The sequence below is a fragment of the Caballeronia eucalypticola genome (assembly GCF_047608185.1).
In the GTDB taxonomy this organism is placed as follows: domain Bacteria; phylum Pseudomonadota; class Gammaproteobacteria; order Burkholderiales; family Burkholderiaceae; genus Caballeronia.
On the sequence record NZ_JBLKRU010000003.1, the window covers coordinates 67,102 to 82,617 of the forward strand.

Genomic DNA, 15,516 nt, shown 5'->3' on the forward strand with positions numbered 1-15,516 from the left:
CACACTGGGGAAGCACGTTGTTCAAACCTCATCGCTTTGTTCCTAAGTCGGCTGTGGCCGCAGCATTGGCCGCAACCGGAATGGCGGCGCACGCGACAACGCCGTTTGTCGTGCAGGACATCCGGATTGACGGCCTTCAGCGCATTGAACCCGGTTCGGTATTCGCCTACTTGCCTATCAAGCAGGGCGACACGTTCACCGACGACAAAGCCTCCGAAGCAATTCGCGCGCTTTATGCAACGGGCTTCTTCAACGACGTCCAGATCGCCACACAGGGCAACGTGGTGGTGGTGCAGGTGCAGGAGCGTCCGGCCATTTCGCAGATCGACTTCTCCGGGATCCACGAGTTCGAAAAGGACAACCTAACGAAGGCGTTGCGCGCAGTGGGCTTGTCGCAGGGCCGCTCGTACGACAAGGCACTCGTCGACAAAGCCGAGCAGGAACTCAAGCGTCAATACCTGACGCGCGGGTTCTATGCAGCCGAAGTCACGACTACCGTGACGCCGGTCGATCGTAACCGCGTGCAGATCCTGTTTTCGGTGGCTGAAGGTCCGAGCGCGAAGATCCGCCAGATCAACTTCATCGGCAATAAGGCGGTCAGCACGAGCACGCTGCGCGACGAGATGCAGCTGTCCACGCCGAACTGGTTCTCGTGGTACACGAAGAACGACTTGTACGCGAAGGACAAGCTCACGGGCGACCTTGAAAACGTACGCTCGTACTACCTGAATCGCGGTTATCTCGAGTTCAACATCGACTCGACGCAGGTGTCCATCTCGCCCGACAAGAAGGACATGTACCTGACGATCGCGCTGCACGAAGGCGAACCGTACAAGATCAGCGCGATCAAGCTCTCGGGTAATCTGCTTGACCGCTCGGCCGAGTTGACCAAACTCATCAAGATCAAACCAGGTGACCGTTTCTCGGCTGAAAAGCTGCAGGCGACCACGAAGGCCATCGTCGACAAGCTCGGCGAATATGGTTATGCGTTCGCGCAGGTCAATGCCCAGCCGCAGATCAATCAAGCTGAGCACACCGTTGACCTGACGCTGAATGTGGATCCGAGCCGTCGCGTGTATGTGCGGCGCGTGAACATCGTCGGCAATACGCGTACCCGTGACGAAGTGGTGCGTCGCGAAATGCGTCAGCTCGAAAGCTCGTGGTTCGATTCGAGCCGGCTGGCGTTGTCGAAGGATCGCGTGAACCGTCTCGGCTACTTTACCGATGTCGACGTGACCACGATTCCGGTCGAAGGCACGAACGACCAGGTGGACGTGGACGTGAAGGTCGCTGAAAAGCCGACCGGCGCGATTACGCTCGGCGCGGGTTTCTCGTCAACGGACAAGGTGGTGCTGTCGGCCGGTGTGTCGCAGGACAACGTGTTCGGTTCGGGTACCAGCCTTTCGGTGAATATCAACACGGCCAAGACGTATCGGACGCTGACGGTGACGCAAGTCGATCCGTACTTCACCATCGACGGCATCAAGCGTATTACCGACCTGTACTACCGCACGTATCAGCCGCTGTATTACTCCACGGATTCCAGCTTCAAGATCGTTACCGTTGGTGGTGACCTGAAGTTCGGCATTCCGTTCTCGGAGCAGGACACTGTCTACTTCGGTGCGGGTCTTGAGCAGAACACGCTCGATATCGATTCCGCTACGCCGCAAAGTTATATCGATTACGTGAAGGAATTCGGCCGCGTCGTGAACAACGTGCCGGTGACGGTGGGCTGGTCGCGTGACAATCGTGATAGCGCGCTGGTCCCGAGCCGCGGTTATTACACGCAGACGAACTTCGAATACGGTACGCCGGCGGGTAACACCACCTACATCAAGGCCGACGCGCAAGCGCAGTATTACTATTCGTTCGCGCGCGGCTTCGTACTCGGCTTCAACTTGCAGGGTGGCTACGGTAAGGGCCTGCAAGGCCAGACGTACCCAATTTTCAAGAACTACTATGCTGGCGGTATCGGCTCGGTTCGCGGGTATGAACCGAGCTCGCTGGGTCCGCGTGACACGACCACGGGCGACCCGATCGGTGGTTCGCGCATGGCCGTGGGTAACATCGAGTTGACCTTCCCGTTGCCGGGTACGGGTTATGACCGCACGTTGCGCGTCTTTACCTTCCTCGACGGCGGTAACGTCTGGGGCGATCCGGGTCAGGGCGGTACCAGCACGGGCGCGAACGGCCTGCGGTATGGTTACGGTTTCGGTCTCGCGTGGATCTCGCCAATCGGTCCGCTCAAGTTGAGCCTGGGTTTCCCGGTGACGAAGCATGCCGGAGACCAGTATCAGAAGTTCCAGTTCCAGATCGGTACGGCGTTCTAAACCGCGATCAGGATGTGTTGGTGGCCCGGTTTTCCGCTCTTGTTGCGGAACCGGGGCGCCGGACGCAGTGGCTTAACTGGGTGATCTGATTGCGTGCCTTGATTCAACGGATTGAGCAAGACAAGTCAGTGGAGTAAATAAGTAACGTGAGGAAGACTTTGCGAACCGGTAAGCTTTCGAAACATGTAGCGTTGGCGCTTGTTATGTCGGTGACGCTCGGCCTGATGGGTGCCGCCACGGCGGACGCGCAAGAGACCCGGATTGCAGCCGTCAACTCCGATCGAATCTTGCGTGAGTCGGCAGCGGCCAAGGCTGCGCAGAGCAAGCTCGAACTGGAATTTTCGAAGCGCGACAAGGCATTGCAGGACATGGCAGCACGTCTGAAGACCATGTCGGACGCGATGGACAAGAACGGCGCCACCATGGCGCCTGCCGACCGTGCTGCCAAGCAACGCGATTTGTCGCAGCTCGACCAGGACTTCCAGCGCAAACAACGCGAATTTCGCGAAGACTTGAACCAGCGTCGTAACGAAGAACTTGCTGCAGTGCTGGACAAGGCGAACAAGGTCATCAAGCAGATTGCCGAAGCGCAGCATTACGACCTGATCGTGCAGGAAGCAGTGTACGTCAGTCCGCGTATCGACATCACCGATCAGGTGCTGAAGGCGCTGGCCGCAAATCAGGCGAGCCTGTCGACCAATCCAGCTAGCAGTTCGAACTGATCGGGAGCGGTATCGGATGGCATCAGACAGCACGATTTCACTGGGCGAACTGACGCAGCGCTTCGGCGGAGACATAGCAGGCGATGCAGCGCATCGCGTGAATGGCCTCGCGCCGCTCGACAAAGCGGGCCCCACGCAACTCGCTTTCCTCGCGAACCAGAAATATCTGTCTCAAGTGGAAAGCACGCAGGCCGGTGCGGTGCTGATTTCCCCAGCGGACCTGGAAAAAGTGGCGGCGCCGGAAGGGCGTAACTTTATCGTCACGGCAAATCCCTACGCTTATTTTGCACTTGTGGCGCAGGTTTTCATCGACCTCGCCACGCCGCCGGTCGAACCCGGCGTGCATCCCACGGCGTTTATTCATCCGGGTGCGAAGGTGGCGGCGAGTGCCGTGATTGGGCCGCACGTGAGCGTGGACGCGGGCGCTGAGATTGGCGAACGTGTGAAACTGGACGCGGGCGTGAGTATTGGCCGGGGCGTGAAGCTGGCCGATGACGTCCATCTTTATCCTCACGTGATTGTCTATCATGGCTGTAAGCTCGGCGCGCGCGTGATCGTGCATGCAGGCGCGGTAATCGGTGCGGACGGTTTTGGTTTTGCCGCGGATTTCGTCGGCGACGGCGACGCGCGCACCGGTAGCTGGGTCAAGATCCCGCAAGTCGGCGCGGTGGTTGTCGCGCAGGACGTGGAGATCGGTGCAAACACCACGATCGACCGGGGCGCGATGGCCGACACGGTGATCGAGGAAGGCGTCAAGATCGATAATCAGGTCCAGATCGGGCATAATTGCCGGATCGGCGCTTATACCGTGATTGCAGGCTGCGCGGGCATTGCGGGCAGCACGAACATCGGGCGGCATTGCATGATCGGCGGCGCGGTGGGCATCGCGGGCCACGTGACGCTGGCGGATTACGTGATTGTCACGGCGCAGTCGGGCGTATCGAAATCGCTGCTGAAGCCGGGCATGTACACCAGCGCGTTCCCTGCCGTGAATCACGCCGACTGGAACAAGAGCGCCGCCATTGTGCGCAATCTGGACAAGTTGCGCGAACGCATCAAGACGCTTGAAACAGCCGTAGCCGCGGGCACCAACCCGGATAACACCGCGGATAACATCCCGGGCAGCACTTCAGGCAAGCACTAAGACGGTAAAAACCGGCATCCCACGCGAGTCCGTTTGTTAGGTTCTGACAAGCGGTCTCGCAGTCAACACCCGCGCTGTGAAGCGCGCGAGCAGAACGACTATGAGCACCGAAAAAATCAATCTAGACATTCACAAGATCCTCACGTTGCTGCCGCATCGGTATCCGATCCTGCTCGTCGATCGTGTACTCGAACTCACGCCGCATCAGAGCATCAAAGCGCTGAAGAACGTGTCGATCAACGAGCCGTATTTCCAGGGTCACTTCCCGACACGGCCCGTGATGCCCGGCGTGCTGATTCTTGAAGCGCTTGCGCAGGCAGCCGCGCTGCTGACATTCGCCGAGGAAAAGGAACCGCACGATCCTGAAACGACTCTGTATTACTTCGTGGGCATCGACAAGGCGCGCTTCAAGCGCGTGGTCGAACCCGGCGATCAGCTGATCCTGAACGTGAACTTCGAGCGCTATATGCGCGGCATCTGGAAGTTCAGCGCGCGTGCCGAAGTGGACGGCGCAGTGGCAGCGGAAGCCGAACTGATGTGCACCGTAAAGAACACGGCCGCCGACACGAAGACGCCTGGCACGCCATAAAAGGCGCGGCAGAGCAGGGCAAACTCAGCAACAGAACACCCAAGCGAGGGCGCATGAGCAAGATTCACCCTACCGCGATTATCGAGCCGGGCGCGCAGCTCGACGAATCCGTCGAAGTCGGCCCGTACGCGATCATCGGCCAGCACGTGCAGATTGGCGCGCGCACGACTATCGGCTCGCATAGCGTCATTGAAGGGCATACGGTCCTCGGCAGCGATAACCGCATCGGCCATTACGCATCGGTCGGCGGCCGGCCGCAGGACATGAAGTACAAGGACGAGCCGACCCGGCTTGTGATTGGCGACCGCAATACTATCCGCGAATTCACGACCATTCATACCGGCACGGTGCAGGATACGGGCGTTACCACCATCGGCGACGACAACTGGATCATGGCGTACGTGCATGTGGGCCATGACTGCCAGTTGGGTAACAACGTCATCATGTCGAGCAACGCGCAACTGGCGGGGCACGTGATCATTGGCGACCACGCCATTGTGGGCGGCATGTCGGGCGTGCATCAGTTCGTGCGCATCGGCGCGCATTCCATGCTGGGTGGCGCGTCCGCGCTTGTGCAGGACATCCCCCCGTTTGTGATTGCTGCCGGTAACAAGGCTGAACCGCACGGCATCAATGTGGAAGGGCTGCGCCGGCGCGGTTTTTCGGCTGAGGCTATTTCCGCGCTGCGTTCGGCGTATCGCGTGTTGTACAAGAGCGGCGCGACGCTCGAAGAAGCGAAGGTGCAATTGCGCGAACTCGCGTCTGCAGGTGGCGATGGTGATGCGCCTGTCACGGCGCTGGCTGATTTCATCGACGCGTCGCAGCGCGGCATCATCCGTTGACCGAGCGCCCAATGACGCTGGCTCCCGCCCCTCTGCGCGTAGCGATGGTGGCGGGCGAGCCGTCGGGAGATCTGCTCGCGGCTTCCCTGCTTGAGGGTCTGAACCAGCGCTTGCCGGCCGGGACGCAGTTCAACGGGATTGGCGGTCCACGCATGACGGCGGCCGGTTTCGATGCCCACTGGCCGATGGACAAGCTCACCGTGCGCGGGTATGTCGAAGCGCTGAAGCATATTCCCGAGATCCTTGGCATCCGCAACGAGCTCAAGCGGCAACTGCTTGCGGAACCGCCGTCGGTGTTCATTGGCGTGGATGCGCCCGATTTCAATTTTGGTCTCGAACACGCGTTGCGCGATGCCGGGATTCCGACGGTGCATTTCGTGTGTCCGTCGATCTGGGCATGGCGCGGCGGCCGGATCAAGAAGATCGTCAAAGCAGTCGATCACATGCTGTGCGTGTTCCCGTTCGAAACGGCGCTGATGGAGAAGGCGGGCATTGCGTCTACGTATGTGGGCCATCCGCTCGCCGATGAAATTCCGCTCGTGCCTGACGTTGAGGGCGCGCGCCGCGCATTGGGCTTGCCGGAAGGCGGTCCGATTATCGCAGTGTTGCCGGGCAGTCGACGTTCGGAGATCGCGTTGATCGGCCCTACGTTTTTCGACGCCATGGAGCTCATGCAGCTTCGCGAACCGGGCGTGCGTTTCGTGATGCCGGCGGCGAATGCCGCGTTGCGCGAACTGTTGCAGCCACTGGTGGCCGCGCATCCGAATCTCTCGCTGACGATTACTGAAGGCAAGGCCCAGGTTGCGATGACTGCCGCCGACGCCATTCTGGTCAAGAGCGGCACGGTGACGCTGGAAGCGGCCTTGCTCAAGAAACCGATGGTCATCTCATACAAGGTGCCTTGGCTGACGGGGCAGATCATGCAGCGGCAGGGTTATTTGCCGTATGTCGGCTTGCCGAACATCCTGGCCGGGCGGTTTGTCGTGCCGGAAATTCTGCAGCATTTCGCGACACCCGAAGCGCTGGCGGACGCGACGCTGAAACAGTTGAACGACGATGCAAACCGCGCGACACTGACGGAAATCTTCACGGAAATGCACCACGCGTTGCGTCAGAACACGGCTCAGCGTGCGGCGGAGGCGGTGGCGCAGTTGCTGGAAACGAGGAGGCCGCGGTAATGGCGAAGATCGTCGTGAAAGGCGTGGTTCGGCGGGCGGTGCAGCCTGCGTTCGACTTTGATGTCGATATGCCGTCCGACGTCATTTGCGGCGTGGACGAAGCCGGCCGTGGCCCGCTGGCCGGTCCTGTGGTTGCGGCGGCGGTGATCTTCGATCCATCGAAACCTAAAATTCGCGGACTTGACGACTCGAAGGTGCTGAGCGCCAAGAAGCGCGAGGAGTTGTACGAGAAGATCATCGACCGGGCGCTGGCCTATTGCGTGGCTTCAGCGACGGTCGAGGAAATCGATACGATCAACATTCTCCACGCTACCATGCTCGCGATGAAACGAGCGGTGGAAGGGCTGTCGGTCGCGCCGACGGTGGCGAAGATCGATGGCAACCGGTGTCCTCAATTGTCGATGCGTTCGGTGGCGGTCATTGGTGGCGACGCGTTGATTGCGCAGATCTCTGCAGCGTCAATTCTGGCCAAGGTCACGCGCGACCGGATGCTGCTGCAATTGCACGATGTCCATCCCGTTTATGGTTTTGATGCCCACGCCGGTTACGGCACGCCGCAGCACTTGAGGGCGTTGCTTGAACACGGTCCTTGCGAGCATCATCGGCGTTCGTTTGCGCCTGTTCGTGAAGCGCACGCGCGCTTCGGTCTGCCGCTGCCGGTTGTTGCTGCGCAGGTGCTGGAAGCGGCTGCTGCGGAACAGGGCATCGACTCTCCTCCGTTCTGAATTCCCCCAGTGAAATCCATTACCTCGCGGGATAACCCGCTTTACAAGCGGCTGAAGGCGCTCGCCGGATCGACCGCGCAGCAGCGTCGCAGTGGTCACGCGTTGCTCGAGGGGCTGCATCTGGCCAGTGCATATCTTGATGCAGCTGGGCAACCTGAGACGTGCGTTGTGACCGAGGGTGCGCTTCAGCATGAGGAAGCGCGGCAGATTGTCGATCGGATGGATCCTGCGCACGTCTATACGTTACCTGATGCTTTGTTCGGACAGCTATCGAGCGTCGTGCATGGCATAGGCATGGTGTTGCTGGTCGAGAAGCTTGAGCTGTTGTTGCCTGAGCGCATTGCAGAGACGTGTCTGGTTCTCGATGGTATCCAGGATGCTGGCAATGTTGGATCCATTTTGCGGAGTGCGGCGGCGGCTGGCATTCAGCATGTGTTTTGCGCGCCCGGGACGGTGTATGCGTGGTCATCGAAGGTGCTGCGCTCGGCGATGGGCGCGCATTTCCTGCTGGGCATTTACGAGGACGTTGAGCCGGCGGAATTAACGACGCGACTCTCGCCTGAAGTACGCGTGACGACCACTGATTCGCACGGTGCGGAGGCGATCTACGATGCCGATTTGTCTGGGCGTGTGGCTTGGGTCATGGGCAATGAGGGGGCGGGTGTTTCGCCGTTCTGGCGCGACCACGCAACGTTGCGAGTGACGATACCTCAGCCGGGCGGGATGGAGTCGCTGAATGTGGCGGCGGCTGCGGCGATCTGCATCTTCGAGCAGTGCCGTCAGCAGCGCTTGCGCTAGGAGATGTGCATCGCGGGAGGTTGTCCGCGGATAGCGCGGGGTGGACCAGAAGCAGGTTCAATCACTGGTGGCGAAGCGTGGGGTATCCGTGTTCGGAGAAGGAGGGTTTCACACATCCGTGGCTCTGGCGAGCACCGTGCTTTTGGGGCACCCATGAATGAAAACTGCACGCTGTGGACACTTAGGGTAGAGCGGTGAAAGCGTTTTCTTTGCTTCGTTTCTTTTTCGCTTTGGAAAAAGAAATGACGCGCCGCCACGCGCAGTGGCTAATAGAGCGAAAAAGATCAGCCAGAACGGAACCCGCGAAAACCTAGAAAGCAGCAACCCGGCACCAACCCTGACCGCTGCCCTCAAGAACCCAAACCCGTCCACCGGCGCGAGCAAAACCTAGTAGTACGAAGGCCGCTCCAACCGAATCTCCTGCAGGATAGTCGTAGCGATTTCCTCAATCGACTTATGCGTCGACGATAACCACTTGACCCCTTCGCGTTTCATCATCGCTTCGGCTTCGTTGATTTCATAGCGGCAATTTTCCAGCGCAGCGTACTTACTCCCCGGCCGCCGCTCGTTGCGAATCTCCGCCAGCCGCTGCGGATCAATCGACAATCCGAACATTTTCTCCCGATACGGCAACAACGGCGTAGGCAACCGCCCGCGTTCGAAGTCTTCCGGAATCAGCGGATAGTTCGCGGCCTTGACACCGTACTGCATCGCCAGATAAAGCGACGTCGGCGTCTTGCCGCTGCGTGATACGCCAACGAGAATCACATCGGCATCGGAGAGATTGCGATTCGACTGGCCGTCGTCGTGCGCGAGCGAAAAATTGATCGCTTCGATCCGATTCTTGTATTCGTCGGTATCCGCGTTCTGGTGGACCCGGCCCATTGCGTGCGTCGACTTGATGTCGAGTTCCAGTTCCAGCGGTTCGATGAAAGTCTGGAACATGTTCAGCACCAGCGCATTCGAGCGCTGCACGATCTCGTTGGACGCGCTGTCAACAAGCGTAGTGAACACGATCGGCCGGCGGCCATCCAGCGACACGGCCTCGTTGATCTTCGCGATGGTCGCATGCGCCTTCTCGGTCGAATCGACAAACGGCACGCGCACGAGCCGGAATTTCTGGTCGAACTGGGACAGGATCGAATGCGCGAATGTTTCGGCAGTGATCCCGGTGCCATCGGAAACGATGAATACGGTGGGCGGCATCGGCGTTGAGTGACGTAAATGAACTGACGGTGATTATGATCGGAGAATGCAACTCACGGGAGCAACTTGCGGGACGGTCAGCAGATCTGCGCGAAAGGTCTGCAACAGGTCTGCAAAAGGTCCGCAAAAAGCCCTCATGCAAGCCGCGGCAACGACGGGCGGCGAGCGGCGTTCAGGCGAATATCTTCAAACTACGCATCCACTAAAATGCCCGATGTGCGCCGTCATACCATCGGCGTGTGAAGGGCCTCATTGCTCGGTGCTTTTATGCCCCGCGATGAAACATTTCGAAGAGTTAGCACGGTAGAATAGCGGCAACCTGTTCGATAAGCAATTGCGAACGATTAATCATCGATTCACGGAAGTTAGCGCTCATTGGTGCGTTTTAGAAACAAAACGTAGTTCTTATGGGCAGTTTTAACCGATATCGATGTCTTTCGAAGCTGTGTTTTTCAGCGATGCAGCATGTGCTTATCAAACAGGTTATGCAGGTAGCGGTATGCGCTTCCAATGAGCGCTGCCGTTACGAGCCCACTTGCATGATCGTGAATTCCATCCACCTTAGGGGCTTACATGACTAACGAAGCTAACGTTGCAAAGGACCAGGCGTATGTAGTGCCATTCGAGCAGTTGCGAATGACCGACGTCGACATTGTCGGCGGCAAGAACGCATCACTCGGCGAGATGATCAGCCAGCTCGCCGAAGCCGGCGTGCAGGTGCCAACAGGTTTTGCGACCACGGCGCAGGCGTTTCGCGACTTCCTGCATCACAACAACCTGACCGATCGCATCGCCAAACGTCTGGAACTCTTCGACGTAGACGACGTGAAAGCCCTGGCCGAAGCCGGCAAGGAAATCCGTCAATGGATCGTCGACGCGCCGATGCAACCGCGCCTCGAAGAATTGATCCGCAAGGGCTTTGACACGCTGCAAAACGGCTCGCCGGAAGAGCTTTCGTTCGCCGTGCGTTCGTCGGCGACCGCTGAAGACTTGCCGGACGCATCGTTCGCGGGTCAGCAGGAAAGTTATCTGAACGTGGTTGGCATCGACGAAGTGCTCGATCGCATGAAGCACGTGTTCGCGTCGCTGTATAACGACCGCGCTATTTCGTATCGCGTGCATAAGGGTTTTACGCACGCTGAAGTCGCGTTGTCGGCAGGCGTGCAGCGCATGGTCCGCTCGGACGTGGGCGCAGCCGGCGTGATGTTCACGCTCGACACCGAATCGGGTTTTAAAGACGCCGTGTTCATTACGTCGAGCTACGGCCTGGGCGAAACGGTCGTGCAGGGCGCCGTGAACCCGGACGAGTTCTACGTCTTCAAGACTACGCTCGAACAGGGCAAGTACCCCATCATTCGACGTTCGATCGGCTCGAAGCTCATCAAGATGGAATTCACCAACGCTGGCGAAGCCGGCCGCGTGAAGACCGTCGACGTATCGCACGAGCAGCGCAACCGCTTCTCCATCACCGACGAAGACGTGATCCAGCTCGCGAAGTACGCGGTGATCATCGAAAAGCATTATCAGCGTCCCATGGACATCGAGTGGGGCAAGGACGGCCGCGACGGCAAGATCTTCATTCTCCAGGCACGTCCCGAGACGGTGAAGAGCCAGGCTGCGGGCAAGGCTGAAATGCGCTTCAAGCTGAAGGGCCAGTCGAACGTACTGGCAACCGGCCGCGCGATCGGCCAGAAGATTGGTGCAGGTCCGGTGCGCGTGATTCGCGATCCGTCGGAGATGGATCGCGTGCAGCCCGGCGACGTGCTGGTAGCCGACATGACCGACCCGAACTGGGAGCCGGTGATGAAGCGCGCATCGGCTATTGTGACGAATCGCGGCGGACGGACTTGTCACGCGGCCATCATTGCACGCGAACTGGGCGTCCCGGCAGTAGTGGGTTGCGGCGATGCAACCGACATCCTGAAGGAAGGCCAGTTGGTGACGGTGTCGTGCGCTGAAGGCGACGAAGGCAAGATCTACGACGGCTTGCTCGAAACCGAAGTGACCGAAGTCGAGCGCGGCGAACTGCCCGAGATTCCGGTCAAGATCATGATGAACGTCGGCAATCCGCAGCTCGCCTTCGACTTCTCGCATCTGCCGAATGCAGGCGTGGGTCTGGCGCGGCTTGAGTTCATCATCAACAACAACATCGGCGTGCATCCGAAGGCGATTCTCGAGTACCCGAATGTTGATGCCGACTTGAAGAAAGCCGTGGAAAGCGTGGCGCGTGGTCATGCATCGCCGCGCGCGTTTTATGTCGACAAGTTGACTGAAGGTATCGCGACGATCGCGGCGGCTTTCTATCCGAAGCCGGTGATCGTGCGTCTGTCCGATTTCAAGTCGAATGAGTACAAGAAGCTGATCGGCGGTTCGCGTTATGAGCCGGACGAAGAGAACCCAATGCTCGGCTTCCGTGGCGCGTCGCGTTATATCTCGGAGGACTTCGCTGAAGCCTTCCAGATGGAATGCATCGCGTTGAAGAAAGTGCGCGAAGAAATGGGCCTCGATAACGTCGAGATCATGGTGCCGTTCGTACGTACGCTGGCACAGGCTGAGAAGGTCGTTGGCCTGCTCGAGAAGTTTGGCCTGAAGCGCGGCGTCAACGGTCTGCGGTTGATCATGATGTGCGAGATCCCGTCGAACGCCATTCTTGCCGAGGAGTTCCTGCAGTTCTTCGACGGTTTCTCGATCGGATCGAATGACTTGACGCAGCTCACGCTGGGTCTGGACCGCGATTCGGGCATGGAATTGCTCGCAATTGATTTTGACGAACGCGACCCGGCGGTGCAGTTCATGCTGAAGCGCGCGATTGAAACGTGTCTGCGGCTCGGCAAGTACGTGGGCATTTGCGGTCAAGGCCCGTCGGACCATCCGGACCTCGCCGAATGGCTTGCGAAGGAAGGCATTGAGTCGATGTCGCTGAACCCGGACACGATCATCGATACATGGAAGACGCTGGCGAAGGCTTTGAACAAGTAAGCGCACTAGCTCAGCGCAAGAAGTGAAACATGCGGCTGGATCGAAAGAGTATAAACCTTTCAAAACAGCAAGCGTGCTATAACACCCCGGACGTTCCGGGGTGTTTTTGTTTGGAGGTAACGCATGGCTGCTAACGGACTTTTCTGGTGGATCGGGGCCGGGGTGCTCGTGTTGCTCGAGTTGATGTCCGGCACGTTTTATCTGTTGATGGTGGCGATTGGTTTTATCGCGGGCGGGATCGCGCATTTCTTTGGAGCGGGACTGGAGATCGAACTGCTCGTGGCCGCGTTGGTCGCGATGATCGCGGTCACTGTGTTACGGCGTTCGAAGCTGGGTCATGTCACTCGACGCGATGCATCGCATGATCCGGGCGTGAACCTGGACATTGGCGAGACGTTGAAGGTGAATGAGTGGCATGAAGGCCGCGCGCGGGCGCTGTATCGCGGAGCGGAATGGGACATTGAACTGGCGCCGGGGGAAACCGAAGGCGCACACATGTACGGGATCACGGCATTTTCCGGTAATACGCTGGTGGTGGCGGCAAAACGCTGAGACGCTGGACCGGGGTTTCAGCTTTCCCAAAGTAGGCCAATAAGTAGGCCAATAAGACAGGCAAGACACGCATAACAAGGAGTAGAGATGGACGTGACTATCATCGGGGCTATTTTGTTGATCATCGTCATCGCGATTGCCGCGCAGACGATCAAGATCGTGCCGCAACAACACGCATGGGTGCTGGAACGGCTCGGGCGCTATCACGCGACCCTCACGCCGGGGCTGACGATCGTCCTGCCGTTCATCGACCGCGTGGCCTACAAGCACGTGCTGAAGGAAATTCCGCTCGAAGTGCCGAGCCAGGTCTGTATCACGCGCGACAACACGCAGTTGCAGGTCGACGGCGTGCTGTACTTCCAGGTGACCGACGCCATGAAAGCGTCGTACGGATCGAGCAACTTCATCTACGCGATCACGCAGTTGTCGCAGACCACGCTGCGTTCGGTGATCGGCAAGCTCGAACTCGACAAGACTTTCGAGGAACGCGACTACATCAACCACAGCATCGTCACGTCGCTCGATCAGGCCGCGGCGAACTGGGGCGTGAAGGTGCTGCGTTATGAAATCAAGGATTTGACGCCGCCGAAGGAGATCCTGCACGCAATGCAGGCGCAAATTACGGCCGAGCGTGAGAAGCGTGCGGTGATTGCTGCGTCCGAAGGTCGCAAGCAGGAGCAGATCAATATCGCGTGGGGCGCACGCGAAGCGGCCATTCACAAGTCCGAAGGTGAACGTCAGGCGCAGATTAACCAGGCTGAAGGCGAGGCGTCGGCCATTCTGGCAGTGGCCGTTGCGAATGCTCAGGCGATTGAGAAGATTGGCGCAGCGATACAAACATCCGGCGGCATGGAAGCGGTCAACCTGAAGGTCGCCGAGCAATATGTCACGGCGTTCGGGAACATCGCCAAGCAGGGCAATACGCTGATCGTGCCCGGGAATTTGTCGGAGATGAGTTCGATGATCGCGTCGGCGCTGAGCATCATCAAGGCCGATGGAGCGGGCGGCGGCGTGATTCGTAAGAGCTGAAACATCGCGTTAGCCGAACCCGCTAACGCCAAGAAAAAAGGGCGTCGACTATCTGGTCGGCGCCCTTTTTATGTTGGATATGCTCACTGTCATGCTGATGGTGCTCAATGCTTGGCACCGCGCATGATTTGCGCTTTTTCGCGTTCCCAGTCGCGTTTTTTCTCGGTTTCGCGTTTGTCGTGAAGCTTCTTGCCCTTCGCGAGACCGATTTCGCATTTCACGCGACCGCCTTTGTAATGGAAGTTCAGCGGCACGAGCGTATGACCTTTTTGCTCGACCTTGCCAATGAGCTTCGAGATCTCTTCGCTATGCAGCAGCAGCTTGCGTGTGCGGACCGGGTCTGGATGGATGTGGGTCGATGCTTCAGGCAACGGGCTGATGTGCGCGCCGATCAGGAACAGTTCACCGTCACGAATGATGACGTAACCTTCCTTGATCTGGCCGCGGCCGGCCCGGAGCGCCTTGACTTCCCACCCTTCCAGCACGAGCCCGGCCTCGTAGCGATCTTCGATGAAGTAATCGAAGAAGGCTTTTCTGTTGTCGATGATGCTCATGAATGAAAAGTGCCTAACTCGTTTAAAATCCTGATTTTAGCAGCGCGGGCGAGGTAAAGCCCGCAAAGCTTCCCACTCTTGCCACGCGTTGCGCCCTTTATGGCAGATGTCCAGAAAACTGTATTGATTCGCCATTCTGCAGAGCAGATGTTCGACCTCGTCACCGATGTCCCCGATTACCCGAATTTTTTGCCATGGTGTGGAGGCGTAGAAGTAGGCCGCCACGACGAACACAGCATGGAAGCGAAGATCCACATCAATTTCAAGGGCATCAAGCAGCATTTCGCTACGCGCAACGTCCATACGCGGCCGACCACCATCGATATGGAGTTCATGGACGGCCCTTTCAAGAAGTTCACCGGTTACTGGCGGTTCACGCCGTTGCGAGCCGATGCCTGCAAGATCGAGTTCGCGCTGCACTACGAATTTTCGAACATCATTCTCGAGAAGATCATCGGGCCGGTGTTTAGTCACATTGCGCACACGTTCGTGGATTCGTTCGTGAAGCGCGCCGATCAGCGGTATGGGAAATGATGGCGCTCTCCGTCGAGGTTTGTTATGCGTTGCCGGAGGGAAAGAGTGCGATTTGCGCGCTTTCTCTGGGCGAAGGCGTGACGGTGCGGGAGGCTATCGACGCCAGTGGTTTGCTCGCGCAGTTTCCCGAGATCGATCTGACTGTGCAGAAAGTGGGCGTTTTTGGAAAGATCCAGACGCTGGATGCCGTGCTTGCTGATCGCGACCGGGTGGAGATTTATCGACCGTTAAAGGTCGATCCGAAGGTCGCGCGGCAAAGGCGGGTCGAGAAAACGCGGCGCGGCGGGTCCATAGAAGGGCGCCGGTGGACGCGTAAGGAAGCGCGGTAAGGCAA

The 15,516-nt window shown here is 58.7% G+C and carries 15 protein-coding genes; 13 read left to right on the forward strand and 2 right to left on the reverse strand.

Features of this window, described 5'->3' with window-relative positions; translation table 11 throughout:
• Positions 1–17 precede the first annotated feature (17 nt).
• From bamA to ACMX25_RS04670, 8 genes are all read left to right on the forward strand, one after another.
• Positions 18–2,330 carry an outer membrane protein assembly factor BamA gene (bamA, locus tag ACMX25_RS04635; RefSeq protein ID WP_414948367.1) on the forward strand — a complete coding sequence of 771 codons (2,313 nt, stop codon included), beginning with the start codon at positions 18–20 and terminating at the stop codon, positions 2,328–2,330.
• Between the two features lie 203 nt (positions 2,331–2,533).
• Positions 2,534–3,052: an OmpH/Skp family outer membrane protein gene (locus ACMX25_RS04640; RefSeq protein WP_414948368.1), complete on the forward strand. Its 519-nt coding sequence runs from the start codon at positions 2,534–2,536 to the stop codon at positions 3,050–3,052.
• Between the two features lie 16 nt (positions 3,053–3,068).
• Entirely contained in the window at positions 3,069–4,196 is a 1,128-nt protein-coding gene (gene lpxD, locus ACMX25_RS04645; protein WP_414948369.1) for a UDP-3-O-(3-hydroxymyristoyl)glucosamine N-acyltransferase, read from the forward strand.
• Between the two features lie 100 nt (positions 4,197–4,296).
• Positions 4,297–4,785: a 3-hydroxyacyl-ACP dehydratase FabZ gene (fabZ, locus tag ACMX25_RS04650; RefSeq protein ID WP_299715542.1), complete on the forward strand. Its 489-nt coding sequence runs from the start codon at positions 4,297–4,299 to the stop codon at positions 4,783–4,785.
• A gap of 53 nt (positions 4,786–4,838) precedes the next feature.
• The gene (gene lpxA / locus ACMX25_RS04655; RefSeq protein ID WP_414948370.1) at positions 4,839–5,627 is read left to right on the forward strand and encodes an acyl-ACP--UDP-N-acetylglucosamine O-acyltransferase; all 789 of its coding nucleotides are present in this window, start codon (positions 4,839–4,841) and stop codon (positions 5,625–5,627) included.
• A gap of 11 nt (positions 5,628–5,638) precedes the next feature.
• Positions 5,639–6,805 (forward strand): lipid-A-disaccharide synthase, encoded by a 1,167-nt coding sequence (lpxB, locus tag ACMX25_RS04660; protein WP_414948371.1) that lies wholly within the window; start codon positions 5,639–5,641, stop codon positions 6,803–6,805.
• A 68-nt stretch (positions 6,806–6,873) separates the two neighbouring features.
• The gene (rnhB, locus tag ACMX25_RS04665) at positions 6,874–7,530 is read left to right on the forward strand and encodes a ribonuclease HII (RefSeq protein ID WP_414948677.1); all 657 of its coding nucleotides are present in this window, start codon (positions 6,874–6,876) and stop codon (positions 7,528–7,530) included.
• A 9-nt stretch (positions 7,531–7,539) separates the two neighbouring features.
• Positions 7,540–8,328 carry a TrmH family RNA methyltransferase gene (locus ACMX25_RS04670; RefSeq protein ID WP_414948372.1) on the forward strand — a complete coding sequence of 263 codons (789 nt, stop codon included), beginning with the start codon at positions 7,540–7,542 and terminating at the stop codon, positions 8,326–8,328.
• Positions 8,329–8,715: 387 nt separating this feature from the next.
• On the opposite strand, the gene ppsR is transcribed toward ACMX25_RS04670, so the two are convergent.
• The gene (gene ppsR, locus ACMX25_RS04675) at positions 8,716–9,534 is read right to left on the reverse strand and encodes a posphoenolpyruvate synthetase regulatory kinase/phosphorylase PpsR (protein WP_062086846.1); all 819 of its coding nucleotides are present in this window, start codon (positions 9,532–9,534) and stop codon (positions 8,716–8,718) included.
• Between the two features lie 573 nt (positions 9,535–10,107).
• Between ppsR and ppsA the strand changes: the two genes are divergently transcribed.
• From ppsA to ACMX25_RS04690, 3 genes are all read left to right on the forward strand, one after another.
• A complete protein-coding gene (ppsA, locus tag ACMX25_RS04680; RefSeq protein WP_414948373.1) occupies positions 10,108–12,513 on the forward strand; it encodes a phosphoenolpyruvate synthase in 2,406 nt (801 codons plus the stop codon).
• 123 nt (positions 12,514–12,636) lie between these two features.
• Positions 12,637–13,065 (forward strand): NfeD family protein, encoded by a 429-nt coding sequence (locus ACMX25_RS04685; RefSeq protein WP_414948374.1) that lies wholly within the window; start codon positions 12,637–12,639, stop codon positions 13,063–13,065.
• An 87-nt stretch (positions 13,066–13,152) separates the two neighbouring features.
• Complete coding sequence (locus ACMX25_RS04690) at positions 13,153–14,094, forward strand: SPFH domain-containing protein (RefSeq protein WP_414948375.1); 942 nt, start codon at positions 13,153–13,155, stop codon at positions 14,092–14,094.
• A 104-nt stretch (positions 14,095–14,198) separates the two neighbouring features.
• Here the strand turns inward: ACMX25_RS04690 and smpB are convergent, their stop codons facing one another.
• A complete protein-coding gene (gene smpB / locus ACMX25_RS04695; protein ID WP_047896703.1) occupies positions 14,199–14,648 on the reverse strand; it encodes an SsrA-binding protein SmpB in 450 nt (149 codons plus the stop codon).
• Between the two features lie 99 nt (positions 14,649–14,747).
• Between smpB and ACMX25_RS04700 the strand changes: the two genes are divergently transcribed.
• A complete protein-coding gene (locus ACMX25_RS04700) occupies positions 14,748–15,182 on the forward strand; it encodes a type II toxin-antitoxin system RatA family toxin (protein WP_414948376.1) in 435 nt (144 codons plus the stop codon).
• Positions 15,179–15,511 carry an RnfH family protein gene (locus ACMX25_RS04705; protein WP_414948377.1) on the forward strand — a complete coding sequence of 111 codons (333 nt, stop codon included), beginning with the start codon at positions 15,179–15,181 and terminating at the stop codon, positions 15,509–15,511. Before ACMX25_RS04700 ends, ACMX25_RS04705 begins: the two co-directional genes overlap by 4 nt.
• Positions 15,512–15,516: the final 5 nt, after the last annotated feature.

Bases quoted from the DNA above. Each gene is read 5' to 3' on its own strand.
- lpxD (WP_414948369.1), top strand. From the start codon at position 3,069: ATGGCATCAGACAGCACGATTTCACTGGGCGAACTGACGCAGCGCTTC.
- fabZ (WP_299715542.1), top strand. From the start codon at position 4,297: ATGAGCACCGAAAAAATCAATCTAGACATTCACAAGATCCTCACGTTG.
- rnhB (WP_414948677.1), top strand. From the start codon at position 6,874: ATGCCGTCCGACGTCATTTGCGGCGTGGACGAAGCCGGCCGTGGCCCG.
- ACMX25_RS04705 (WP_414948377.1), top strand. From the start codon at position 15,179: ATGATGGCGCTCTCCGTCGAGGTTTGTTATGCGTTGCCGGAGGGAAAG.
- smpB (WP_047896703.1), bottom strand. From the start codon at position 14,648: ATGAGCATCATCGACAACAGAAAAGCCTTCTTCGATTACTTCATCGAA.
- ACMX25_RS04640 (WP_414948368.1), top strand. From the start codon at position 2,534: ATGTCGGTGACGCTCGGCCTGATGGGTGCCGCCACGGCGGACGCGCAA.
- ppsA (WP_414948373.1), top strand. From the start codon at position 10,108: ATGACTAACGAAGCTAACGTTGCAAAGGACCAGGCGTATGTAGTGCCA.
- ppsR (WP_062086846.1), bottom strand. From the start codon at position 9,534: ATGCCGCCCACCGTATTCATCGTTTCCGATGGCACCGGGATCACTGCC.
- lpxA (WP_414948370.1), top strand. From the start codon at position 4,839: ATGAGCAAGATTCACCCTACCGCGATTATCGAGCCGGGCGCGCAGCTC.
- ACMX25_RS04685 (WP_414948374.1), top strand. From the start codon at position 12,637: ATGGCTGCTAACGGACTTTTCTGGTGGATCGGGGCCGGGGTGCTCGTG.
- ACMX25_RS04690 (WP_414948375.1), top strand. From the start codon at position 13,153: ATGGACGTGACTATCATCGGGGCTATTTTGTTGATCATCGTCATCGCG.
- ACMX25_RS04700 (WP_414948376.1), top strand. From the start codon at position 14,748: ATGGCAGATGTCCAGAAAACTGTATTGATTCGCCATTCTGCAGAGCAG.
- lpxB (WP_414948371.1), top strand. From the start codon at position 5,639: ATGACGCTGGCTCCCGCCCCTCTGCGCGTAGCGATGGTGGCGGGCGAG.